Raw genomic sequence first — 23454 nt, forward strand, 5'->3', positions numbered from 1 at the left:
GGCTTGTAGGCGCAGCCCGAGAGAGTAAGGCCCAGCGCAATTGCGCTAAGGATGACGGCCGGCCGCCGCTTCATCGCGAGCCATCTTTCGGGGTTGAGAACGTCATGGCGCGCGAGGCCGCCTCTGAATCGCCCTGCGGCGAGACCTGCGCGACAGGCTGCTGCGGCCTGACAAGCCGACCGATGGTCACTAGGCAAGCCAGCGCTACGACCGCCAGGCTCGATGCTACGACGAAATAAAACATGGGCCCGCGACCGAACATGGGGCTGCTCCCGCTCAGCGTTGCGAAAAGACCATCGCGCGGGCTGCTGCCGATTCCGACGCGATCCGATCGAGGTTTTGCTGGTTCGCGGCGGCCGCTGCGTTGTTCACCACGCCGGTGAGCTCGTTGATGGTCTGCCCGGTCTGGATCTGAATCTGCGTGTTCTGATCGACGCTGCCCTTCAAATCCTTGGCCTGGCCGATCTGCTGCCCGCCTTGAACGAAGGCGCTCGAGCGCGTTTGGATCGCGCCTTGGGTCGAGTCGATCAGTCCCGACAGTGTCGCTGCGACATTGACCGCATTGGAATAGGCCTTGTCGGAGGGATGCGACTGGCCGCCGGTCAAGCCGGTGATCGTCTTGACCAGTTGCAGTCCGTTGATCAGGCCCGAGACGATGTTCTGCGAGGTCGAGCCCATCCCTGTGAAAGAGAGCGCACCGCCCGAGATCACGGAGCCGAGCGAAGGCGCTTTCGCCATCGAGAAACCGCCGCCGAGCGCCATCTGGGCGAGACTGCCCTGAGCGTCCGACGTCTTGTCGCCTGTCACAGCCTCCAGGGTTTTCTTGGTGAACTGCAGGATGTCGCGATCGGCCTGCAGAATCTGCTGGGTGTGGGTCGCGATCTCCTGCGCCTTGGCGAGGTTCGCGTTGTCGATGACCGGCACCCCCTGGGCATGGCTCAGGCTCGGGCCGAGGATGACGATGCTCGCAAGAACTGCGATCCGCATGACAATCTCCTATCGGTTTGGGGAAACGATGGATTGGAGCGCTGCTGCGACGTCGCCGGCGGTTATGGCCGAGCCTGACGCGCCGCTGCCAGAAGGAGTCGCGCCAGCCGGGACGTCGATTTGGCCCGCGTTCTGCTCCTGGCTTTGCGCCAGGTAGAACAGGACGTTGCCGCTGCTATCGACAAAGCGCGCGCTGACGCAGGCCGGATCTGGCGTTGCACCGATCGGCGTCGTCGAGCAGGTCGAAGCGCTGCGGCAGGGATCGGCGACCGTGCCGCTGCCGATCATACCGACCGGGCAGACCTTAACGCTCGACGCGAGCCCACCGCCCATCTTCAGGCCGCCAGCACCGCGGCTGCGATCGCTGGTCCGCGCGAGATTGAGCGCGTTGATCGCCGTGACCCAAATGTTCGTGGCATTGGTCGCGCCTGTCCAGGCGAGGCCATTCTGGCTTCGAGCGGCACTGTTCATATCGATGGCAGCCATGACGGTCTTGGCTGTTCCGACCTCCTGACCGGCTTGCCGAAAAGCGCTTTGGGCGCTCGTCAGGCTGGTGCGGCTGGCCTCGAGCCCGCCGACGACATCGCCGGTCGTCTTGAAATGGTTTTGGCTCGCGAGCGTTCCGCCCTTGGCGTCGGCCGCTGGGGTCGCCGGCATCGTGGGCGCATAGGCCTGTATCGTCTTCGCGCCTGAGCCAGCCTCGGCCCTGCTCGCCGGATCCTTGACCTCTGCTTTCTTGCCGGAAGTGACGGCGCATTTGACGCCGTCATTGGTGGTTTTGCGCTGGGTCGTGATAGGGACGAGCTTGATCGTCGTGCCGGAGGTGGCAGCTTTCTCGTCGAGCTGCTTGGCGTCATTGGTCGGGATCGCGGCGAACGCCGGCGCAATGCCCAAGAGGCCGAAGACGATCAGGCATGGTCTGATGATCCCAATCATGCGTCGCTCCTCCCCATGAAAATCGGCAGCCAGTCGGCCGGATCGTCCCCGACGCGGGCGCGCAAAGCCGCGAGCTCGGCGACGGTCTCGGTACGACCCGACAGCACCTTGATCAGATCGGGCATGCCGGCGAGGTTGAGTTTCGCGACGACGCTGTCGCGGCCATGCTTGATCAGGAACGAGCGGCTTTCCGGGACCGTGTTACGGATCCAGGCGACCTCGCGCTCCGACAGCCGAAAGGCCTGGGCGTAGCTTTCGTCATCGGCTTTCGGGTTCGGGAAGAAGATGTTGGTGGCGGTTTGCTCGATGAGCGTGTTGGCGGATTTGGAGCGGACGATGTCGGCGGCCGATTGCGTGCCGAAGCCGATGATGCCGTTCTGCTTCCGGATGGTCTTGAGCTTGTCCTTGATGAAGAAGGCGAAGACCTCGTCGTCGAGCAACCGCCAACCCTCGTCGAGGAAGATCATGACGGGGTCGCCGTTCAACAGTTCTTCCGTCCGATGGAAAATATACATCAGCGCCGCAGTGCGGATGACCGGGTCATCGAGCACGCGCGTCATGTCGAAGCCAAAGATGCGCGACAGCGAGAACTGGTCCTGCTCGTTGTTGAAGAGCCAACCGCGTTGATCGGGCCGCATCCAGCTTTCGAGCCGCGCCAGCAAATCGCCTTCGCCAGCCCGGATGCGGCCGCGTAGAAGGGTCGAGAAGGCTTGCAGCGTGCGCCCGTCCGGTCCCGCTGCCAGCGCCGAGCCGATGGCGTTGCGGATTACCTGTTCTTCCGAGGCGCTCAGCGCGCCGCCATTGGCTGGCCGCAGCATGAAAGCGAAGAGCTGGAACAGGAATTCGCGGTTGGGCGCGGTGTCGGGCAGCGACAACGGATTGAAGCCGGTTGGTTCGCCCGGAGTCAGCACCTCGTATTGACCACCAAGCGCCCGGATAAAAATCTCGGCGCCGCGATCCTTGTCGACGAAGAGCAGTTTTGGCCGCGGCATGACGCGCTGCGACTGCGCCGAGATGAACGAGAGAAACACCGTCTTGCCCGATCCCGACGGGCCAACGACGGTGAAGTTGCCGAGGTCGCGGATGTGATGGTTGTAGTAGTAGGCGGTCTGCGAGGTCGTCTCGAACACCGAGATCGCCGGCCCCCAGTGATTATTGTCAGGCCGACCGCTTGGATAATTGTGGAGCGAGACGAAGCCCGCAAAATTCTTCGACGAGATAATCGACTTCCGCGCAATGTAGGGGAAGTTGCCGGGTAGCTGGGCCCAGAAGGCCGGCTCGCAATTGAGATCCTCGCGGGTCCAGATCACGGAGCGGTCGGTCAGAGCCGCGCCGACGGCGGTGACCGTCGCACCAACCTCGGCCATGCCGCGCCCAAGGCACATCACGCTCATATGGTGCTCGCCATAGATCGCCTCGGAAGCGAGGAGGTCGTCCCTGGCTTCGTCGAGCTGGTCGGCGACGATCGAGCCAGCCTCGTCGGACATGTCGACCTGGCGCGAGACGCGGTCGATCTGCTTGGCGGCTTCCGGCCGATCGACGATCGCGAAACTCTGGGTCGCGATGAACTCGTGGGGAACCCGCAGCAGGTTGTCGAAGGAGCCGGGGCCGGTCTGGGCGGGGTATTCGCGGATCGAGATCATCGCCCCAAAGCGCGTGTCGTCAGGCGATGCGCCACGGATCTCGACGGCATTGCGGCCGAAGAAGATGCGCTTGAGCGACAACGCCTCCGCGAGCTTCATCCGTGGCAGATGCATCGGCCGCGGCAGGCCGCCGTTGACGAGTTGGACCAGGAACTCCAAGGCTTCCGAGAACCAGACGCCATCGCGCGAGACGACGCCGAGCGGGCGGGCGCCGTAAGCCGACAGCGTTTCGCGGACGGCGGTGGATGCGTCGCGCAATTCGCTGAGCGCGGTCTGCATCGCCACCGTCTCGCCGCCGGCGTCCTTGCGGCCAAGCAGACGCGACAGCGAGCTCTCGAACGTGCCGGCCTGCCCCTGGAGCGGCCGGCGTACGATTGTCAGGTAGAGATCGTTGACGAACATGCGGCGCGTCGACAGCGCCGCCTGGTAGCGTTCGTCGATCTCCCGGCAGAGCGCGTTGTCGAAGGTCCAGGGGATCGAGGGTTCGACCTCGCGGCGGATGATGTGGCTGACGAGGGCGAAGCGGGAATTGGCGAGCGTGCGCACAACGTCGTTGCGCGCCAGCAGCCGCGAGTTGACCGCGCTCATATCGGCGGTCTCGAAGGAATAGCCCTCAAGCTTGAGGATCGTCATGACGAGGCCGTCGCGCGTCCTGATGACGTGATCGTCGACATGACGGGTATAGGGAATATGCGCCGCGACCGGCCGCTCCCGGCGGGAAACCGATCCATATGTCAACTCATCGAGGAGGGCGCGCGCGACCATTTTTTTTGGGCCTCACACGCGATAGCTGTCGGCGCCCCAGAAGGCGCGCGAGCGCGGCGGGCAGCGCGAGGATTTGACGAAGAGGATCTCGAAGATGCGGTCGTCGCGAAGCGTCAGCACATAGCCGAAGAGATGCAGCGGGATCGCGACCAGCAGCATGAGAAGGTTGTGCGAGACCAGGAAGCAGACCGACGAGGCGACGCCGTTGAACATGAAGTAGAGATACGGCACGCCCATCAATGTCGGCGCCCGCGTCAGGGCCTTGACCAGAGGGGTGATCAGCGGCTGTTCCAGATTGCGCCCGCTCATTGCCCGACCGCCGACTGGAAAAACTGGACGATCTGGGCCGAGCCGAAGACCAGTACGATGCCAAAGATCACCGAGCCGGCGACGCCCCAGGTCAGGCGGCCGGCCCAGGCGAAGAAGCCGCAGGCGATAACGGCGAGCGTCGCCAGAGCCGTCGAGATCGGACCAGTGAGCGCCTGAACGAGCTGGTTCAGGGTCGACTGGACCGGCTGCAGCGTGCCAGATTGCGCCTGCGCCTCAATGCTCACCAGCAGCGACAATGTCGCGCTGGCAGCGCGGAAAAGGTTTCTCGAAAGCAGCATCGGCAGCGTCCTCATTCGACATGCATGACAAAGTCGGCCGCCAACGCCGGCCGTTTGGCAGGCGTGGAACGACCTTGGGTAGGGAGAGTCTTGGAAGGCGGTCCATGGGAATCAGTGCTGCTGCGCGACCGGCTCTCATCACCCTCGACGCCGGGCCAACCCTGAAGGTCGTTCATGACCGCGGCGACGAAGCGCACGGTCTCCGGAAACGGCGGCACGCCGCGATGCGCGATAAGCGTCTGCTCGCCGGCGTTGTAGGCAGCGAGCACATAGAACGGATTGCCGTGGCGTGACTGGAGGTGCCGCAGAAAGCGTACGCCGCCGCGGACATTGCCCGCCGGATCGCAACGATCGACCTTGAAGCGCTCCCCCGTATCGAGCGTCAGCTGCATCAGGCCGTAGGCGCCTTTTTCGGAATGTGCTGTGGAGATCAGGCGGCTTTCCGCCTTGGCGACGGCCACGGCGAAAGCGGTGTCGAACTGCTCCTCCGCCGCGATCTTTCGCACGAGCGCCTCGGCCTCCCCTGCGGGCAGCTGGACGCCGGTATTGCAGGTTGGATCCGGGATGCGCTCGCCGATGACGTCGACGGCGGATGGCCGTTGCGAAAGCGGCAGGACTCGGCCCGACGCATCGAGTGTCGCCGTCGGCTGCGGCAGCTTGTCCTGGAACTTGGCAGGCGCCCTCGCCTCCTCCGCGAAAGCGCTTCCTGCCAGCATCACCATTATCACGCTCGTCGAAAGCGGCAGCCGCATCGCAAATCGCCTCTCGCCAAATTCGTCATTGGTCAGTATATTGACCTTCTGACAGTTGGCAACAGCCGGAAACACGATGTCACGATCAAAGCGTGCGAGGACGTCCCCGATAGCGCGCCGGCTGAGAGCCGTAAGCTTGGCAATTGGCCTCGGCGTCATCCCCACTGCGGGCGTGGCTCAGGAAGCCTCCTTCGGCTGCAAGGTTCTCCTCTGCGCTGCGGCGACCGCGCCGAGCTGGTCGGGCATCCCCTATTGCGTGCCGGTAATGCAGCAGCTCTTCCGCCAGCTGGCCAAGGGCGGCGGCTGGCCGGCATGCCCTGAAGGTCAGACCAGCGGCCTCGGGCACGAACCCTACCTCCCCTGCCCTGCCGGCTGGACGCAGTCTGACAATGCGACCCAACGCGAAACTTCGGCCGCAGCATCCTCGCAGAATGGCAGCCTCTGCGTCGATCTGTCGAAACCAACGCGTGATTGCAGCTCAGGCTCAGAGGGCGGCTGCGAAATCAGCTATCCCAGCCAGGCGCGGCAGGCTCGGGACGAGCCTTATTTCGTCGACATCACCACGGGCAATGGCCAGCAGCGCTTCTATTTCGCGCTACGAGGCTACTGATCATGCGGGCCGTCGGCATCCTGATCGCAGGCTTTGTCAGCGTTGGCGCCTCGAGCAGCATGGCGCAGGACGCTGCCACTGCGCGCTGGTTCGCGATCTCACCGAACTCTATATTTGAGACCGGCGACAGTTGGACGGACCGCAATGTGGTCCATCGCCTCTATGGCGTTCAGGCCTGTCTGCGTGGAACGAGCTTCACCAATGGCTCCGGTGTCCGACGCGACTGCGGCGAGGCATCGCTGGCGATGCTGGTCGCGCTGATCCGCGATCTACAGCCGCAATGTCATCAGGCGGCTGCACCATCACAATCTCGAACCGTCTTCGTCTTCTGCGTCGCAACGCGAATTGGAGGTTCGGGAGCCGGTTCTCGCATTGATCTCGGCACTGCCCTGATCGCGTCGGGCTTCGGCTTTGCCTCGCTCGCCACCGACGGTCGACCGGTGCATCAGCCCTACTTCGTCGCTCAGCTGGTCGCGGCGCGCGCGAAGGCAGGCCTATGGGCCTATCCCGACACGCCTGAGCCCAACGCCATCATCCTGCGCAGCTTGCGCGACGTCGGTTCGCCCGGCTCGCCGAATCTGGCGGTGCCGCGATGATGCGTACTGGTGGAGTGGGAAGGCGCACTCGCGAGACCAACCGCTTGTGGTGGACCGGCCGTTTGGGCGCTGCGGTGCTGATGACGGTCGCGGCTGATATGAGCGCCGCGGCTGGGGCTGATCAATCCACGACGCCGGAACAGCAGGGCTTCTATTCTCCCAAAGGATCCCAGCAATCGCCGCCCTTGCGGGTCGAGGTGATCGAGGGGGTCAGGTTCCGCGATATAGAAACGGGCGATGTCTACCGACTCTATGGGATCGACGCTTGTGCGCCGGCGCAGCGCGCGACGCTCGGCCGACAGCCCTGGCCTTGCGGGGTGATGGCGACAGCCTGGCTCGTCTCGGCGACGCTCGGCAAATGGGTCGCCTGCGCCAGGGTTCATGAAAGCGATGGTGTCGTCCATGCCCGTTGCGCCTCATCGCAGCACGGCGATCTGGGCGCCGCGATGCTGCGCGAGGGATTGGCCGTTGCCGTCCCCGTCGAGCCGCCACTCAGGACCTATGCGGCGCTCGAGCAGGATGCGCGAAAAGCCTATCGCGGGCTCTGGGCGAGCCGCTTCCAGATGCCGGGAGAGTTTCGGCGAAGTGCCCCGGCGTCCTCTGCCGAGGTCGAGGGTGGCCGGTGATGATTGGGTGTCGCATCGAGAGAGAGGATCGGATTGTCGGGCGCTGCGGCGTCGCCGTGGTGACAATCTTGCTGTCGGCTTGCAGCCAGGCGCAGCAGGGTGTCGTCCTGGAAAACCGACCGCCGACGACGGACGCACTCTACCGCGCCGATCCCGTGACACCGGGCCGCCTCGCCTATTCGCCCGATCGCGAAACCTTCGCTCCGGTGCTGACAGAGCCCTTCACCTATCCCACACAGAGGCAGGCCGATCATGCCTGGCGACGTGGCAGTTTCAGCCACATCGCTGTCGGGAAAGCAGGGACGAGCCCTCCCCCCATCCGACTGTTCGGATGCAAGCCCGGCGCGCTCGACAGCTTGACCGGACGCATCACGCGCTATCGCGGCCCAGTCGTGCATTGCGCGGTGGAATTTGAGCTGACGCTCGGACAACCGCTTCGGCGTGAGACGGTGAATTTCTATCACCACGGTGGCGTCTGGCGCCTGCTCAGGACCGAGCCACCGCGCGCGCCGGTTGCTTGGCTCAATCGCGAAGAATCACAGCGCGATCTCTGGCGGTTTCTGCCGTGGCGGGAACGCTACGAATGACGGCGACGCGGATCAAGAAAGCGCCGGCGGCAGCGCTCAGGTCGTGGAGTAAGCGCAGATGCCGAAGCGCGGCACTTCGTGTCGTGCCGACCGCGGCTTTCCTTTTCTGGCAAGGCTTTCACCTGGAGGTCAGCGCTCAGCAGCACACGCCAGATCCCGGCGCCTGGCGACCGGTCTCCTACTCAGATTTGACGAAGCCCTCGCCCTCGACCGCGACCTTTGCCGATATCTGGAAGGATGAGATCGAGGCCAACAACAAGGCCTATCGAGAGACAGGCGATTTTCGGTTCACTGGCGGCAATGCGCCCGCGACCGAGGCGCATTTCGTGATCTGGAGCCCGACGAAATCCGTCGTGCTCTCGATCCTCAACACCGCGACCGGGTGTACGTCGAAGCAGGTTGACGCCGGCGCGCGGGTAAAACTCTGCCCCATGCGTCTCGTGATCTATGAGGGCATCCGGGCCCGGGTTCTCGACGCCGATCGGGGCTGCTTTCTCGAGTTGGATCCCACAGTCGCTCAGGGCACAGCGACGGCTACGGCATATGCCGCGTACCACGTCCCCGCGCGCTCCGTGAAAACCGGAGTGGTGATCAAGGGCCAGGCGGTCGATGGCTGCTCCCATGGCATTCCGGTGCCGCCGTGACCGTGCCGCAGCTCATTGCCCAGCCCGGAGAGCCGGCATTTCCGGCCGCGCGATCGACTGCCCTCCCCCGTTTTTGTCAAAAAGGAGCAAGCCATGAAGACCGTTTTGCACCGAGCCATCGCGCTCTGTTCGATCGCCATCGCGGGCACCGCGGCTGCGCAGCCGGAGGCGGGTCCGACCTGGCGGGCGATGACGTTCCATGATTTTCGGCAGCCGTCGGCTAGCGATGTCCTGCAGTCTGTCGTCTGGCCCGATGTGATTGCGTCCGCAAATGCCTATGCCAAGAACGAGCTCAAGCGTCCCCTCGATGGTCGAAATGCTCTCGTCACGGCGTTGTCCTCAACCTATCAGCTCGGCGATCGCACCGTGATCATCAGCACGGCGCTGGTACGCGGCTGCGACAGCGGCGCGAACTCCAGCGGCGCCGAGATCGAGGCGTCGATCTGCCCGCTCCGCATCGTCGTGATGAAGGATGGAAAAGTCGTCTCCTCCAAGGCTGAGAGCGGCTGCTACGTCGATCATGCCGACAAGGATCTCCCCGCAAAGAACCGAGCGGACAGCTCCTACACGCAATTCGATCCAAAAACGGGAACGATCGCGTTTCGCACGATCGTCGGCGGTAAGGCGATTGCGGCCTGCCAGCGCACCTACGCCATCAACTAAGCGCGGGAGATGCAAATGCCAAAATCGACGAAAGCCTTCGTCGCCGTCGCTCTGGCCATCGGGCAAATTGTGACTTCCGACGCCTTCGCCCAGCGCGGGCAATATTGCGAGCGCACGAACTACTCGGCCCAGGACATTACCGACGCGGTCAGGAACTCGTCTTTGCGAGACGATCTGAAATCGACATCGTGCTCGCTCGGCGGACTCGGTCGCTACGAATCCGGTGGCAACAAGGGCGTCTATAACGGAAGCTGCTGCACGGGCATCTTCCAGCTTAACAACGCCAACGTCCGAAAATATGCGGGCACCGATCGCGAGGGCTATGGCTGCCTCTCGCTCCAGCAACAGGTCAATGCCTGGGCCAACCTGACCAATGACGGCTACAATGCCGGTGTGGTGCGGCAACTTGCTTCAATACAGACCTTCGACGGCCAGAAGGTCGATGCCGGCTTCCTGTCGTCCTGCATCCAGCTTGGCACTGGGAACTGCCAGAAGATGGTCAGCTCTGGCCGCTGCTCCGGCTTCGCCGACATCAACGGCACCACGATTTGCGACATGGCGCGTTCCGCACGCTCGATGGCCGATCCGAACTGCAAGGAAGGCGAGGCGTCGTGCACTCAGGGGCCGGGAGATTTCCCGACGAACATCGGCGTTGCTGCGAATCCACCGACGGCCGACATGGCGAACGTCGTCGTGGGACCAGCGGACGTCTGATGGTCTCGTCAGTGGTTTCCGTATGGATCCGGGATGACGATTCCGGAAAGCTGGGCGATTGGCGACGCGGCATCGCCATCGAATGCCGCGCCGCGATAGTGCGCATGAACGAAAGCCCAAAAAAGCACGACGGCCGAATTGCCTGCAAAAAGGGCCTTGGTCATGCATTGACCGATGAGCGTGATCGCCTGCAGTGGTTCGTCGTAGCGCTCATGCAGTTTTGCGGCCATTACCTTCGCGCTGGCCTCGCAAGCCATCATACCGTCTGCCCCACGTAATGGTTCTGTTCGCGAGTGGCGGGAGAAGTCCAGTGCTTGGATTTGGCATCTTGGATGGGGAGCAGTCCCGCTATCGCCATTGTTGAACCAATCCTACGAGGAGAGCCCAAGCGCGTGAGCGGCCAGTTGGCGCGGCGCAGGATCCGCTCCATACGTAAATCAGTTACGGTTGCGATGAACGCCAATCCCCTCGCCTCGCCCCAGTCTCGCATCGCTGCGAGCAGTAGCAGTGTCGCGCGGCGCAGTCCCCCGTCGCTGGTCGCGTCAGAAAGCTCGGTATCGACGCAAAAACGCGAGCTCTCGGCTATTTTGTCGGAGCGCGGCGCGGTTTTCCCGTCCAGCAGTTCTGGAAACGTGTCAGCCAGCATGTTCGGACCGGTCGTCGGCAACAACCTCACGCAACCCAGCACGTCACCGTGATCAACGATGACAAGATAGCTAGCGTCCAGCGTGTCGTACCGATCGATTTCAAGATCCCCCGTCGTCGACACCGACCAGTCCAGACGATCCTTGAAGACCTTCCGCCGCAGGCGATGCATGCCCATCAGAAGTGTGAAGTTGGCGCCATAAACGGCGCGGCTGATCTCGATAACCTGCATGTCCCGCTCCCCACCGCGTTGGTCTGAAGCCAATGAAGCAGGTACGGCTCTTTGTAGAACCTGTCAGATGTGACAGGGCGAATTCACTCCGAAGTTGCGGCCGTGATCTCAGCTCATCTTTCCGGCAGGCCTTTTGCATTCAACGAATAGGATTCTCAGGCGCGTGAAACCGGCGCCCCAACTTCGGAGGCCCCATGAGATTCGTAGAAATCGCCTATCAGGAACTGGTCGACGGCTTGCACTCATCAACGGTGGAAGCAGAGTTCGGGCGCGTCGGCCAACGAGCCGCCGAGAGCATGGGCTTCCGGTATTTTGCCTATCTCGGCTTTGGCGAGGCTGATCCGGTGTTGATCTCGTCGTATCCCAAACGCTGGAGCGAGCATTATTTCACGGAAAGCTACCAGGACGTCGATCCCGTCGTGGCCTTTGCCAAGAGCCAGCGCTCCACAATGCAGTGGACCCGGGAAGCCGCCCGTCAGTTTCCGCTGCGTGCCCAGAAGCGTCTCTTTGACGACGCCGACGAGTTTGGCATTCGCCATGGCATCTCGGTTGCGGTCGCCGGCGGCTTCAATCGGTTCGCCGCCTTCACCTTCGCGGTCGACGAGGTCAGTGCAGCCCATGGGAAGATGGTCACGGAAGCAAGCGACATTGTCCAGTTGATCGGATTGACATTCCACGCTCACGCCGATGCGAAATTGGGGCTGCATTCTCCGCGCTACGAGGCTGCGCCGCTGACCCAACGCGAACGGGAATGCCTTACATGGGCTTCACGCGGCAAATCAATGGAAGCCACAGCGATTATCTTGGGCATTACGCCTCGGGCGGTGAAGTTCCACCTCGATAATGCGCGGGCGAGCCTCGGCGCTGAGACGCTGCCGCAGGCGGTGGCGATTGCTCTTCGTGGAAGGACGATAACATGAGACTCGCTATGCCGCTGGGTTGCGGATCTGCACTGTCGGCGATCTGAGTCGGAATTGTTCCCGGAAAGCTCACGACTGTGAGCGCTCGGCCTGGTGACCCGCTTTCTCAACGACTTTTCATAGCATACTAGGAGCATCAAGGGGGATCAGCAGGCTCCTAGTATGCTGATTTTGCTAAAGGAACTCAAAAGCAATTTTGCGTTCGCGATGCCGCGTGGGCTCGTGTGTTAAGATTCTGTTAACCTCATTTTTGTTGTGCGAGCGAGAGAATCGGACATACTGGCGCCAAATCGGCAAAAGACGCCGAATTGGCGCTATTTGGTCCAGGCATCCGAAATATGAACGCTCTCGCTCCGTTCGAGTTTGACGACAAAATTCTCCAACAGGGCGCGGAGATCTCGCGCAAGCTTAATCAACTTCGCCAGGAGAAATTTCCGCCCAACGCCCAGAAGACGCTGAGGCGTTTTCCCATGGCGGAGGTCGCCCACTATCTCGGCGTCAGTCCCAACAATCTCAAGCGTCTGCATCTTGAAGGTAAGGGGCCGGAGCCTTCGACCGGGGCCGGCGGGCGTCGTTTCTATACCGCTGAGCAGATGCTCGAGCTGCGGCAATATCTCGACAAGAACGGCCGGTCCGAGGTCAAGAAATACGTCCCTCACCGCAAGCCAGGTGAGAAGCTGCAGGTCATCGCCGTGGTCAACTTCAAGGGAGGCTCGGGCAAGACCACAACGGCGGCGCATCTGGCGCAGCACCTTGCACTGACTGGGCATAGGGTCCTCGCCGTCGACCTTGATCCGCAGGCCTCACTGTCGGCGCTGTATGGATTTCAGCCGGAGCTCGACAAGAACCCCTCGCTTTATGACGCAATCCGGTACGACGATCAGCGCAAGTCCATCCGAGACGTTATCCTGCCGACGAACTTCCCGTCACTGGACGTCATTCCGGCAAATCTCGAGCTTCAGGAGTACGAATACGACACACCCTTGGCGATGCAGAACTCGGCGGAGGGCAAGCGCTTCTTTACGCGCTTCGGCAATGCGCTCAAGGAGGTCGATTCCTCCTATGATGTCGTCGTCGTCGATTGCCCGCCCCAGCTCGGCTACCTGACGCTGACGGCGCTGATCGCCGCGACATCGGTTCTCATCACAGTTCATCCGCAGATGCTGGATCTGATGTCTATGAGCCAATTCCTGCTGATGCTCGGGAATATCGCCAAGACCATCAAGGACGCCGGCGCCGAGGTTCGCATGGACTGGCTGCGCTATCTCATCACCCGCTTCGAGCCGACGGACGTGCCGCAGGTCGAGATGCTTGGCCTCATGCAGAGCATGCTCGCGGCGGAAATGCTCAAGGCCCAGATGGTGAAGTCGACCGCGATCTCGGATGCCGGTTTGACTAAGCAGACGCTCTATGAGGTGGAGCGCGCGAACTTCACGCGCGAGACCTATGATCGCGCGATCGAGTGCATGGATGCTGTCAATTTCGAAGTGCAAGGGCTCATTCATCAGGCATGGGGGCGGCTGTGATGTTGACCGCCGTAAAAACGGATGAAAACGGCTTCTATTTCAACGGCATGCGCCCGATGAGGAGGCTACGGAGTGGCTCGTAAAAATCCCTTCGCAAATCTGCTGGCCAACGATGCTCCGTCCGAGGAGCAGCCCGCGCTCGACTATGCGGTCAAGGGTGCGTCGAAATCCTTCCTGAATTCGCTCAACGAGATCACGGCGCGCGCCGACAGGCTCATGGAAGGCGAGCCCATAGTCGAGCTCGATCCCGATAGCGTCGATCCCTCTTTCGTCAAAGATCGTCTCGAGGAGAACGAGCAGGACTTTAACGAGATCCTGGAAGCTATCCGCGCGCGCGGACAGGACAGCCCGATTCTGGTGCGCCCTCACCCGGCTTCGAGCGAGCGCTATATGGTGGTCTTCGGCCATCGCCGCCTGAAAGTCGCCAAGCTCCTCGGCCGCAAGGTCCGGGCCGTCATCAAGGAGATGAAAGACCGGGAACATGTCGTTGCCCAGGGTCAGGAGAATTCGGCCCGCGCGAATCTCTCCTTCATCGAGAAGGCGTTGTATGCCTCCGAACTGGCGAAGCTGCGTTATGACGAAGACAACGCCATCGTCATGACCGCTCTTGCCCTGGACAGGTCGACCCTTTCGAAGATGCTCGCCGTTGCGGGCCTTCCAGAGAAGGTGCTGCGGGCAATCGGACCAGCGAAGGGCATCGGCCGCGATCGCTGGTATGAGCTGAAGCTGCTGCTTGAACGCCCATCGCATTACGATGCGGCTATCGCCGTGATCGAAGGCGAAGGCTTTGCAGAACTTCCCACCGAAGAGCGCTTCGCTGCGGTTGAACGCCGTCTGAAGGCGAAACAGAGCCGCAGCCGCAGCGAGCCCGACAGGCAAAGTTGGGCACCGCCCGACGGGGCCGTCGCGGCAGAGATGCTGGCCGAGGGGCGGAAATTCACTTTGGCCATCAAGGCCAAAGGACCGGATGCCAAGGCGTTCGGCCGTTATTTGTCCGATAATCTGGATCGTCTGTACGATGATTTCAGGCGTCGGGCGGGTGCAACCACAAACGGAGATTAGCCCGCAAAAGAAAAAGGCCCCCGAAACGACGTTCCGGAAGCCCTTCTCTGTGTCCTAAGCAAACACAGAATCGCACTTCCTCGAATCACCGTCAAGAGTCTCGTGTGAGATTCAGCGCCGTTTCGGCGAGCAGTTTTCCTTTGCCCAAAACAAGGCAGGGATCATGGAATCACGACTCTCGACGACGCCGTTCGGGCGGCGATCGCTGACGCTTGCCCATGTGGCAAGCCAGGCGAGCGCGAAAACACGGCCGCCGGAGAAAGCGGTCCACAAATGGAATGTCTTCCGCGCGATCTGCACGGCCAAGAACAGCCTCGGCGTACCCGAGCGCGCCTTGGCCGTCCTGGACGCGCTGCTGTCCTTCCACCCGGAAACCGTCCTGACGGGCGAGGGATTGATCGTCTTCCCCTCGAACCACCAACTTGGCCTGCGCGCCCACGGCATGCCGATGGCGACGCTTCGGCGCCATCTCGCGGCCCTGGTCGATGCCGGACTGATCGTCCGGCGCGACAGCCCCAATGGCAAGCGCTACGCCCGCAAGGGCAGGGCAGGGGAGATCGAGATCGCCTTCGGCTTCGACCTGGCCCCGCTCGTCGTGCGAGCCGAGGAATTCGTCGCCCTGGCGGAAGAGGTCGAGGCGGAAGCCCAGGCACTGCGCCTGGTCCGGGAGCGCATCTCGATCTGCCGGCGCGACATCGTCAAGATGATCGCGACGGGGCTCGAGGAGGGCGTCGCGACCCAGCAAGCAGGGCAGGGGCCGGCCGACTGGGCTGAGATCCACCAGCTCTATCGCGGCATCATGGCGCGGATTCCACGCAGCCCGACGCGCCTGGCGCTGCAGCCGATCGCCGACGAGCTCTCCCTGCTTGCCGACGAAATCCTCAACCTGCTGGAATCTCATATCAAAACTCAAAATATGAGCGGCAATGAGTCTCAGAATGAGCGTCACATACAGAATTCAAATCCAGACTCCCCTATTGATCTTGAACCTCGCTTTCCAGAAAGCAGGGGGGCTGGTTTGGAGATCATGCCGGAACTGAGGCGGATGCCGGAGGGGGCCTTCCCGCTCGGCATGGTTTTGGACGCCTGTCCCGACCTGATCGACTATTCAAAGGGCGGGATCACCAACTGGCGCGACTTCCTGGCGACGGTTTCGGTTGTTCGCCCCATGCTGGGGATTAGCCCGAGTGCCTGGGAGGAAGCGATCGGTGTCATGGACGAGGTCCAGGCCTCGATCGTCGTGGCGGCGATCCTGCAGCGGGGCGAGGCGATCAGCAGCGCGGGCGGCTATTTGCGGGAGCTGACGCGAAAGGCGCAAGCAGCCGAGTTCTCGCTCGGGCCGATGCTGATGGCGCTGATCGGCTGCCGACGGCGCGAGAAGAAGCGGGCCTGAGGGTGATGCAGCACGGCCACGCTCTGTCTGGATGTTCGGTTGAAGGAGATCATGGCCTTGCAAGAGACTTTGCGAGGGCTTGTGATGACCGGCATGGCAAAGCTGTCCCGCGCGATCCTCACCGTACTGCTCTCGGGACGCCACGCGGCCCTCGGCGGGCGGACTTCGCGTGACAGAGCAGCCAATCTGGCGCGGATCACGGCGGCCTATAGCCGTGTCGAGCTCGAGCAAGAGAAAGGCATTGGCCCGGCGCGCGCGGTGGAAATCGAGCGCTGGCTGCTCGGGCAGGGGTTGGCGCTGAGGTGTTCGGTGTCAGCGTTGGGTTTTGCCGAGGGAATGACGACGGGCGGCGCCGAGCGCGTGGCCGGTTCGGAATCCCGATGATGGATGCCACCTTCTGCCCGGCGACAATGTGTCCGCTGTTCGCTGTAGACGGGTCAAGGTTTAGCGGAGCGGTCAATGCGCCCTGCGAGCGTGAGGCGTGCCGCTGGTTCGATGGCACAATCTGTCAGGCCGGGCGCGTGGCAATCGGCGAGGTGGCGATGGCGTCAGCAGGCGCGAGTGGTTCCTGGCCGCGGTTGAATGATCCGATCCGTCGTCGCGCTTTTGATTGCCCGCGTGAACACGAATGCTCCTGGCAGCAGCAGTCGCCCGGCGGCTTGTGTGCTCCGCGTCGTGCCCTGGCGCATGGGCTCGATCCTCGGCACTGCCGATAGAGGCTACCGGAGAGGGTTCGGGGACCGCTGTTCCAGGCGCAACATGGCCGCGGCTCGCCGCGCCTTTTCCTCCTGCCAGCGCGCTCCGACCTGGTCGGCAATGAGATCCCGGTCGATGATGACGATGCGCAGCATTCCGAGCTTGAAGGAGACCTCCGACAGGAGCGACAGCTCGTCCTCCGACAGGTCATAGGCGCCGCCGTCGAACACTGGGGCCAAGGCCGCCTTGGCCGCGTCTCTCGTGGATTGTCGGGAAGCGTGCAGGCTGTCGGCCCCAAAAGGAAGCTCAGATCGCCAGCCGTGCGGCCTTGCCCAATGCCTGGTCGGCGTCGTTGTAGTAGCGCGCCGCCTGCTGGACCGAGCGATGCTGCGACTGGCGCATGGCGGCGGGCAGGGCGACCCCGTTGCGGGCCGCTTCCGTCAGATAGCCAGAGCGCAGGCCATGCGCGGAAAACTCGACGGGATCGAGCCCTGCCATGGCGCAGCGGCGCTTCAGGATCAGGTTGATCGCTTGGGGCGTCAGCGCGCGATCGTCGATCGCCTCCCAGCGGTCGATCGCCCGGAACACCGCCCCCTTCTTGATGTCGGCGCGCTCGATCCATTCGCGCAGCGCCGCCACGGGCGATCCGATCAGCAGCACCCGGGCGTCATCCTCGGCTTGAGCGGTTTTGGTGCGGCCGAGCGCGATCGCCAGGCAGGGCAGGCGCGGGGAGTCTTGATCATCAGGATCGAGCGGGACATCGGCCTCAATGCTGAGCTGCTCGAGGCGCAATTTTGCGACCTCGCTGCGCCGGCGCCCACCGGAGGCGAAGGCGACGAGCAGGATGGCGAGATCGCGGCTGTCGGCGAGGCGGTCGGTCTGGCAGGTCGCGATCAATCGGTCAAGGATGTCGCGCGTGACCGCGCGCCTGCTTTTGCGCCGGCGCGGCCGGGCGCTGGCTCGGACCGCTAGGCGCATACCGGTCCGGATCGCCGGCGTGCCGAGCGGGCTTTCTAGTCCCTTCCAGCGATGCAGTGTCGCCCAATGCGCCAGCCGGCGCTTTACGGTGGAGCTCGCATGAGGACCCTCACAGCGCAAATGGTCGCCGGCGCGCAGCGACGCCTCGACGTCGAGCGGCATGCCGTGGGCGGCATCCTCGGCCCGTCGCGCCGGATCCCAGAGATGATGGGCGACAAATTTCAACACCAAACCTTCGGGCGCCGGCCAGGGTAGGGCAGACCCGGTCGAAGCAACTGACCAAGCCTCAAGATAGGCCAGGTCTGAAGCGAGCGCGCGCAAGGAATTCTCCCCCATGCCCTCCTTGGCCAAATGCCGCAGCGTGGCGACATCGTCGTCGGTCAGGATTTGCGCCAGCTTGTCGCGGCGCTCCATTGGCAGGATCGAGGACAGCGCGTCGAGCTGCAGGGCCCGGCGGGTTTCGGACACGGCCGCGAGCAGGGAGGTCGAGGCCATGGTCGCTCCTGGTGCGGCTCGCAAGGACCGATTTCGTCGACCGGAGCCCATCTGGTGGCCGCTGCCGGCGTTTTGGAGCGCCAGAATCGCCGATTTCCGCGGGTATGTCCATCACTATCGATAAGAGGTAATTATCGATAGTGATTGGTGCATTCAAGGTGATGTCGATGTGAAACAAGCGAATGGCTATTTTGATTGGGTATGATAGATTTTTAGAGGTGAGTTCAATCCACTATGACCTTTCGCGCGGCGAGCGCCAAACCCTAGTTTCGGACTGCGCCGCAGCCGCCGAAACCGCGGCGATCGCGCTCGCCCGTTTTGACGAGCGTTTGGCCCGCGCAAATCCCGTCCTGGCCGAGGGCGCGCGCCAGCGCGGCCACGCTTTTGAGGCCCAGGCGCTGATCGGGCTCACGGGCGGCCTCTGTCCGCTCGAGGATCTGTGCCTGCACGACGCCGGCATGGATGTGCGCAGCCCGACGCGCGAGATCGCCCGGGCCGCCGCCATGCTGGACGAGCGCCGGCGCCTGGCGCGGCGCGAGCCGGCCGAGGTCCTGAGCGAGAGTGCCCTGCGGCAGCGGCTCGGCATCACGCCGCCGCCGGAACCCGGTCGGCCGGACAGGGTGACGACCTCGGTGCCCGCGAAACAGGTCGCGGCGCCCTGGGACCGGATCGGACGGGACGACGATGAGGACCAGGCTGGCGAGGAGGAGTTCGACATCGAGGAGGAGGACGATTCCGCTGACCCAGCCTTCGCCGAGATCGACGCGCTCTTGGTACGCACGCGAAAAAGGCTCGACGCCTGGAACGATTTTTCCTCCGACGAGGGACGGAAAAACCTGATTTTGCGCGATCCCGGCTATGACGCCGCCGGGCGGTTCGAACGCTGGCAACAAATCCTGAAGGAGGGCAGCGGCCTTCCGACGACCCTTGCGGCCGCCCTCGCGCTCGATGCCTGGCTTTGGCTCGAGCCGTCGGAACGGGCGGGCGAACTCGGGTTCGCGCTCGCGGCGACCCTGTTGCGGCAGCGCGGGGTGGCGGCGGCGCATCTGCCGGGCATCGGGCTGGGGTTGAGGCGGGGAAAGTTCCGGTGGAGCCCGCACCAGGCGCTCGGTACCCGGATTGAGGGACTGCTCGGCGCCTTTGCCGAGGCGGCCGCGTTTGGGCAGGGGGATCTTGACCGGTTGACCTTGGCTCGAGTTGTGATGTTGCGGAGGTGTGAGGGGAGGAGGGGGAATTCGAAGCTGGCCGAGCTGGTCGATCTGTTCGTATCGTCACCGCTTTTGACGGTGCAACTGGCGGCGGCGCGCCTGCAGGTCTCGCCGCAGGCGGTCGAGGCGATGCTGAAAGAGCTCGGCGGCAGCCTGCCGCGCGAGCTGACCGGCCGAAAGCGCTATCGGGCCTGGGGGGTGCTCTAGATTATCAAATAACGTTTAGGCTGCGCGTGCGCCGGCCCTGAAGGATCTAGAGAAGGCATTGCACTTTTTCGGCTTCCATGAGGAGCAGTCAGACTCGGCCCCTGCCTACAGGCTCGCGGCAAGGCCCATCGAACAGGCAACCTCGCAGTGAAGCTCCATGCGGAAAGGTAAGGAACTGCGCCCGTGCAGCAGACGTGTACCGATAGGTGGGGGCACAGGTGTGGACGGCCGCATCGATTTGCGTTCTTGTTTTGTTCTAATTTAAAGGCTATTTTTACTGCGATTTGGCATAGCGCGAGCGGGTGAGCCGCGCCTGCTGATTCGATTGTGTGGATAGCAAAACGAGACCGCATAGGCCTGCAAAGGCTGAGGGGATATAAGCGCAAGATAGAGAGAGTTTCAGTGACCAACACAAAGCAAATCCTGGCCCTGCTTCGTAGCCGTGCCGAAGGCGATGATGACGCCTTCTATTCGATTGCTTTGCAAGTCGCTGCCTCCGAAGCGCGTCAGGGTCACAAGACCACCGCCGAAGAGATGCGCGTTGAGATCGAACGTGCTCGCGCACGTCGTCCCCGTGGCCCATCCATCCCCATTGCGTTCAATCAGCCCAGGGGCAATCTCGAAGGCCTGATAGAGGTCCGTGAACCGAGATTCCGGATGAAGGACGTCGTGCTCGCGCCGAAACTGGTCGAGCGCATCGACGATGTCGTACTGCAGCAGCGCAAGCGTGAGTGGCTGCGCGAGCATGGCCGTGTTCCGGGGCGCAGGCTCTTGTTCGTGGGCCCGCCCGGTTCCGGCAAAACGATGTCGGCCGAGGCGCTCGCCGGCGAATTGCATCTGCCGCTGTATGTCATCCGCCTCGAAGGGCTCATCACGCGGTTCATGGGTGACACCGCGGCGAAACTGCGCCTCGTGTTCGATGAATCGGCAAAGCGGCGCGGCGTCTATCTGTTCGATGAGTTCGATGCGGTCGGGGGGCATCGCACGGCGCCCAACGACGTCGCTGAGATGCGCCGTGTGCTCAATTCCTTCCTGCAGTTCATGGAGGAAGAGAGTGCGACGGACAGTCTGATCGTCTGTGCGACCAATCATCCCGAGCTGCTCGATCGCGCCTTGCTGCGCCGCTACGACCAGGTGCTCGAGTTCGCAGCGCCGTCGCGCGAACAGATACGTGAGATCGTCACCAACCATTTGCGGCCGATGAAGGCTGCACGGGTCGTATGGACGAAGGTGGTCGAAGCGGCCCAACATCTCAGCCAATCGGAGATCGTCCGCGCGACCGATGATGCCGTAAAATCCGCCATCCTGGCGGAGCGTAAGTCGATATCGACCGATGATCTGGTCAAACGCCTGACGGAGCGGCAGGATATGCGCGTGAGCTTTACCGAGAGGCGAATCACCTAGCGCATGGCGTCCCGCTTCACCCTTCCCCACATCGACATTTCGAAATTCCGTTCCTCTGGAGAGTACACGGGGCAGGGGAGCGGGGGATCAAGTGCCGTTCGTATCCGCGAAGAGCACGGCGCCAAGCTACTGCACGAACTGGAAGCCGCCTTCGCTGCGGCAGATGCATCCCGCCTGACCGATGCAAGGCTGCCGGATCCAACGGGCAGCTATATCGAGGTGGAGTTGCGCCGGGGCACCGACGCCTACGATCTTGAGCGTAAGACAGAGGGCATTCGCCCGCGTGCGGTCAAGGAACATGCCGGCGGCCGTTCGGTCGCGCTATTCGTGCCGGATCATGCACGTATTGCGCTTCAGCAGATCCTTGAGGATTACCGGGCCGGGCCGCTATCGGCCAAGGGCAAGGCACCTCGGGAATCGATCGTAGGCCCCATTGAAGCCTTCCGGCGCGCACGGCTCGAGGTGCTATGGACGGATGATCCTGCGGCGTTGCCGACCGAGCCCCAGCACCAGATGTGGTGGTCGATCTGGACGTTCCGGGAGATGGAAGCTGAGCTTGAGGCGCGATGCCAGTCACTGGGACTGCGCACCGCCGGCGCGGATCGCCGGCTCTATTTCCCCGAGGCGGCTGTCGTCCCGGTGCTTGCGACGCGTGCTGCGATCGAACTTTTGATGTTCGCGACCGGCGTCATCAGTGAGCTCCGGCGCGCCTCCGACAATCCTGTGTTCTTCATCGAGGATGAGCGCGACACTCAGCATGCATGGAGCGACGATCTCGCTGAACGTATCGAATGGCCCGGCACGGACGTTCCCGCGGTGTGCCTGCTCGATACTGGCGTGAACCGTGCGCATGCCTTGCTGGAGCCTGCGGTCGCGCCGACGGACATGCATAGCTACGAGCGGGACTGGGGTACGGACGATCACGCCGGGCATGGCACCTCGATGGCAGGCATCGCACTGCATGGGGACCTGGTGGCCCCGCTTGCCGATACCGAACCGCGCAGGCTCACGCACCGGCTGGAATCGGTGAAGATACTGCCTCCGAAGCCGACCGACCCCAATTCGCCGAGTGCGTACGGTGCGATCACACAGGCTGCGGTTGCGTTGCCGGCGATCGAGCAGAGCGAACGGCAGCGCATCTTCTGCATGGCTGTTACCAACGGCGACGTTTCCGGCGCTCGCCCGACGACCTGGAGCGCGGCGATCGACCAGATCGCAGCGGGCACCATGCCAGGTGACGAGGAAGACGCGCCGCGTCGGCTGTTCGTAATATCGACCGGCAACTCAAGGCCGGTCATGAGGCTTGCCGAGTGGCCCGGGCCGGACGCCTATCCGGTCGAAGACCCTGCGCAGGCCTGGAATGCGCTGACGATCGGCGGGTACACCGACGCTATCCATGTGTCCGACCCCGGCTACGAAGACTGGACACCGTTATCCGGGGCGGGGGAGCTCAGCCCGCATAGCCGGACCAGCACGGGATGGGGTCCCGGGCGGTCGCCTTTCAAGCCTGAGTTGGTGATGGAGGCTGGCAACCGGGCGGTCTGTCCAGCAGGGCGAGATCTTCTCACGCTCGATTCCTTACGTTTGCTGAGCACCGGGCATGAGGTCGATCGCTTACCCCTGGTCGCGTTCGATGGCACCAGTGCAGCGGCGGCACAGGCGGCTCGGATGGCGGCGCGTATCTCGGCCGAACACCCCGACTACTGGCCGGAGCTCACACGCGCGCTGATGGTCCATAGCGCGGAATACACCTACCCCATGCAGGTCGCTTTCGCGGCACATCCGCATTTGAGGGACCGCTACGGTCTGGTGCGGCAGTTCGGCTATGGCGTGCCTGACTATGAGCGTGCTGCTGCGTCCGCTCGCGACCAACTGGCGTTGATCGCGCAGTCAGAGATCCAACCGTTCCGATTGAAGGGCAACCGGCAATTCAACGAGTGCCACTATTACCAGCTGCCTTTGCCCAACACGGTGCTGGAATCGCTTGGCAACGAGTTCGTCGACATGAAGGTGACGCTGTCCTATTTCGTCGATCCAAGCCCGGGCGTATCCGCGAATGTCGACCCGCAGCGTTACCAGTCTTTCGGTCTGCGCTTTGACCTGCGGCGCAAGGGCGAAGGGGTCAAGGCGTTCCGCCAGCGTGTGAACCCGTCCGAACGGGAGAACCCCCGTCAGGGTCCTCCGGCGCATCCCGATGATAACCGATGGCTGCTCGGACCGGACAGCATGTCGGCCGGATCGCTGCATTGCGATACGTGGAGCGGCCCAGCCGTCGATCTGCTGGGCAGGGACATGCTGTGCATACGCCCGATCGTTGGCTGGTGGCGCGAGCGGTCAAGCCCGGCGATCGTCAATCGCCAGACACGCTATGCGCTGGTCGTCACATTGAAGGCGCGCCGCACGGACATCGATCTTTATACGCCGATCTCGACGCTGGTGACGCCAGCGGTCGAGACGCCCATCGACCTATTTGGCGGGCTTTAGAGGTGGGTCGGACCAAGCGCGCGCTGGTTCAGCACCCAACAGCTACCGTGCGCGGGTTCTTTGCACGGAGTGA

At 63.1% G+C, this 23454-nt stretch carries 25 protein-coding genes; 15 read left to right on the top strand and 10 right to left on the bottom strand.

What is annotated here, in order from left to right; all coding sequences use genetic code 11:
• Positions 1-276 precede the first annotated feature (276 nt).
• Genes AC1RMY_RS22470 through AC1RMY_RS22495 form a run of 6 tightly spaced genes read right to left on the bottom strand, consistent with a single transcriptional unit; the run spans position 277 to position 5766 of the window.
• Entirely contained in the window at positions 277-987 is a 711-nt protein-coding gene (locus AC1RMY_RS22470) for a type IV secretion system protein (protein ID WP_492868328.1), read from the bottom strand.
• Between the two features lie 9 nt (positions 988-996).
• Positions 997-1881, bottom strand: a complete 885-nt coding sequence (locus AC1RMY_RS22475) for a hypothetical protein (RefSeq protein ID WP_492868330.1) — start codon at positions 1879-1881, stop codon at positions 997-999.
• A gap of 38 nt (positions 1882-1919) precedes the next feature.
• Positions 1920-4331, bottom strand: a complete 2412-nt coding sequence (locus AC1RMY_RS22480) for a VirB4 family type IV secretion/conjugal transfer ATPase (protein WP_492868331.1) — start codon at positions 4329-4331, stop codon at positions 1920-1922.
• A 12-nt stretch (positions 4332-4343) separates the two neighbouring features.
• Positions 4344-4640, bottom strand: coding sequence for a VirB3 family type IV secretion system protein (locus tag AC1RMY_RS22485; RefSeq protein ID WP_492868333.1), 297 nt, complete (start codon positions 4638-4640; stop codon positions 4344-4346).
• A complete protein-coding gene (locus tag AC1RMY_RS22490; protein ID WP_492868335.1) occupies positions 4637-4939 on the bottom strand; it encodes a TrbC/VirB2 family type IV secretion system protein in 303 nt (100 codons plus the stop codon). Before AC1RMY_RS22490 ends, AC1RMY_RS22485 begins: the two co-directional genes overlap by 4 nt.
• An 11-nt stretch (positions 4940-4950) precedes the next feature.
• Entirely contained in the window at positions 4951-5766 is an 816-nt protein-coding gene (locus tag AC1RMY_RS22495) for a lytic transglycosylase domain-containing protein (RefSeq protein WP_492868337.1), read from the bottom strand.
• A 61-nt stretch (positions 5767-5827) separates the two neighbouring features.
• Between AC1RMY_RS22495 and AC1RMY_RS22500 the strand changes: the two genes are divergently transcribed.
• The 7 genes from AC1RMY_RS22500 (at position 5828) to AC1RMY_RS22530 (ending at position 10131) form a co-directional block, all read left to right on the top strand.
• Positions 5828-6301 carry a hypothetical protein gene (locus tag AC1RMY_RS22500; protein ID WP_492868339.1) on the top strand — a complete coding sequence of 158 codons (474 nt, stop codon included), beginning with the start codon at positions 5828-5830 and terminating at the stop codon, positions 6299-6301.
• Positions 6302-6303: 2 nt separating this feature from the next.
• The gene (locus AC1RMY_RS22505) at positions 6304-6897 is read left to right on the top strand and encodes a thermonuclease family protein (RefSeq protein WP_492868341.1); all 594 of its coding nucleotides are present in this window, start codon (positions 6304-6306) and stop codon (positions 6895-6897) included.
• 80 nt (positions 6898-6977) lie between these two features.
• Complete coding sequence (locus tag AC1RMY_RS22510; protein ID WP_492868343.1) at positions 6978-7523, top strand: thermonuclease family protein; 546 nt, start codon at positions 6978-6980, stop codon at positions 7521-7523.
• 59 nt (positions 7524-7582) lie between these two features.
• Complete coding sequence (locus AC1RMY_RS22515; RefSeq protein WP_492868521.1) at positions 7583-8110, top strand: hypothetical protein; 528 nt, start codon at positions 7583-7585, stop codon at positions 8108-8110.
• Positions 8107-8754 carry a hypothetical protein gene (locus tag AC1RMY_RS22520; RefSeq protein WP_492868345.1) on the top strand — a complete coding sequence of 216 codons (648 nt, stop codon included), beginning with the start codon at positions 8107-8109 and terminating at the stop codon, positions 8752-8754. Before AC1RMY_RS22515 ends, AC1RMY_RS22520 begins: the two co-directional genes overlap by 4 nt.
• A gap of 15 nt (positions 8755-8769) precedes the next feature.
• Entirely contained in the window at positions 8770-9417 is a 648-nt protein-coding gene (locus tag AC1RMY_RS22525; protein ID WP_492868347.1) for a hypothetical protein, read from the top strand.
• Positions 9418-9432: 15 nt separating this feature from the next.
• A complete protein-coding gene (locus AC1RMY_RS22530; RefSeq protein ID WP_492868348.1) occupies positions 9433-10131 on the top strand; it encodes a hypothetical protein in 699 nt (232 codons plus the stop codon).
• A gap of 8 nt (positions 10132-10139) precedes the next feature.
• Here AC1RMY_RS22530 and AC1RMY_RS22535 read toward each other — a convergent pair whose 3' ends face one another.
• Together AC1RMY_RS22535 and AC1RMY_RS22540 are read right to left on the bottom strand one after the other, a co-directional pair.
• Positions 10140-10361, bottom strand: coding sequence for a hypothetical protein (locus AC1RMY_RS22535; protein WP_492868350.1), 222 nt, complete (start codon positions 10359-10361; stop codon positions 10140-10142).
• 26 nt (positions 10362-10387) lie between these two features.
• Positions 10388-11008, bottom strand: a complete 621-nt coding sequence (locus AC1RMY_RS22540) for an acyl-homoserine-lactone synthase (protein WP_492868351.1) — start codon at positions 11006-11008, stop codon at positions 10388-10390.
• A gap of 194 nt (positions 11009-11202) precedes the next feature.
• Between AC1RMY_RS22540 and AC1RMY_RS22545 the strand changes: the two genes are divergently transcribed.
• The 5 genes from AC1RMY_RS22545 to AC1RMY_RS22565 all read left to right on the top strand — a co-directional run bounded on the left by AC1RMY_RS22545 (position 11203) and on the right by AC1RMY_RS22565 (position 16293).
• The gene (locus tag AC1RMY_RS22545; RefSeq protein WP_492868353.1) at positions 11203-11928 is read left to right on the top strand and encodes a LuxR family transcriptional regulator; all 726 of its coding nucleotides are present in this window, start codon (positions 11203-11205) and stop codon (positions 11926-11928) included.
• 338 nt (positions 11929-12266) lie between these two features.
• Complete coding sequence (gene repA, locus AC1RMY_RS22550) at positions 12267-13454, top strand: plasmid partitioning protein RepA (protein ID WP_492868355.1); 1188 nt, start codon at positions 12267-12269, stop codon at positions 13452-13454.
• 72 nt (positions 13455-13526) lie between these two features.
• Positions 13527-14516, top strand: coding sequence for a plasmid partitioning protein RepB (gene repB / locus AC1RMY_RS22555; protein ID WP_492868356.1), 990 nt, complete (start codon positions 13527-13529; stop codon positions 14514-14516).
• A 163-nt stretch (positions 14517-14679) separates the two neighbouring features.
• Complete coding sequence (gene repC, locus AC1RMY_RS22560) at positions 14680-15909, top strand: plasmid replication protein RepC (RefSeq protein ID WP_492868358.1); 1230 nt, start codon at positions 14680-14682, stop codon at positions 15907-15909.
• Positions 15910-15948: 39 nt separating this feature from the next.
• A complete protein-coding gene (locus tag AC1RMY_RS22565; protein WP_492868360.1) occupies positions 15949-16293 on the top strand; it encodes a hypothetical protein in 345 nt (114 codons plus the stop codon).
• Positions 16294-16628: 335 nt separating this feature from the next.
• Here AC1RMY_RS22565 and AC1RMY_RS22570 read toward each other — a convergent pair whose 3' ends face one another.
• Both AC1RMY_RS22570 and AC1RMY_RS22575 read right to left on the bottom strand, forming a co-directional pair.
• Complete coding sequence (locus tag AC1RMY_RS22570; protein ID WP_492868362.1) at positions 16629-16835, bottom strand: hypothetical protein; 207 nt, start codon at positions 16833-16835, stop codon at positions 16629-16631.
• Positions 16836-16911: 76 nt separating this feature from the next.
• Positions 16912-18078 carry a tyrosine-type recombinase/integrase gene (locus tag AC1RMY_RS22575; RefSeq protein WP_492868363.1) on the bottom strand — a complete coding sequence of 389 codons (1167 nt, stop codon included), beginning with the start codon at positions 18076-18078 and terminating at the stop codon, positions 16912-16914.
• Positions 18079-18260: 182 nt separating this feature from the next.
• Between AC1RMY_RS22575 and AC1RMY_RS22580 the strand changes: the two genes are divergently transcribed.
• The 3 genes from AC1RMY_RS22580 to AC1RMY_RS22590 all read left to right on the top strand — a co-directional run bounded on the left by AC1RMY_RS22580 (position 18261) and on the right by AC1RMY_RS22590 (position 23381).
• Complete coding sequence (locus tag AC1RMY_RS22580; RefSeq protein ID WP_492868365.1) at positions 18261-19493, top strand: RHE_PE00001 family protein; 1233 nt, start codon at positions 18261-18263, stop codon at positions 19491-19493.
• 402 nt (positions 19494-19895) lie between these two features.
• Entirely contained in the window at positions 19896-20897 is a 1002-nt protein-coding gene (locus tag AC1RMY_RS22585) for an AAA family ATPase (RefSeq protein WP_492868367.1), read from the top strand.
• A 3-nt stretch (positions 20898-20900) separates the two neighbouring features.
• A complete protein-coding gene (locus AC1RMY_RS22590) occupies positions 20901-23381 on the top strand; it encodes a S8 family peptidase (protein ID WP_492868369.1) in 2481 nt (826 codons plus the stop codon).
• The last annotated feature ends 73 nt before the right edge of the window (positions 23382-23454 follow it).

It is taken from the genome of Allobosea sp. GW822-FHT03F07, assembly GCF_058801345.1.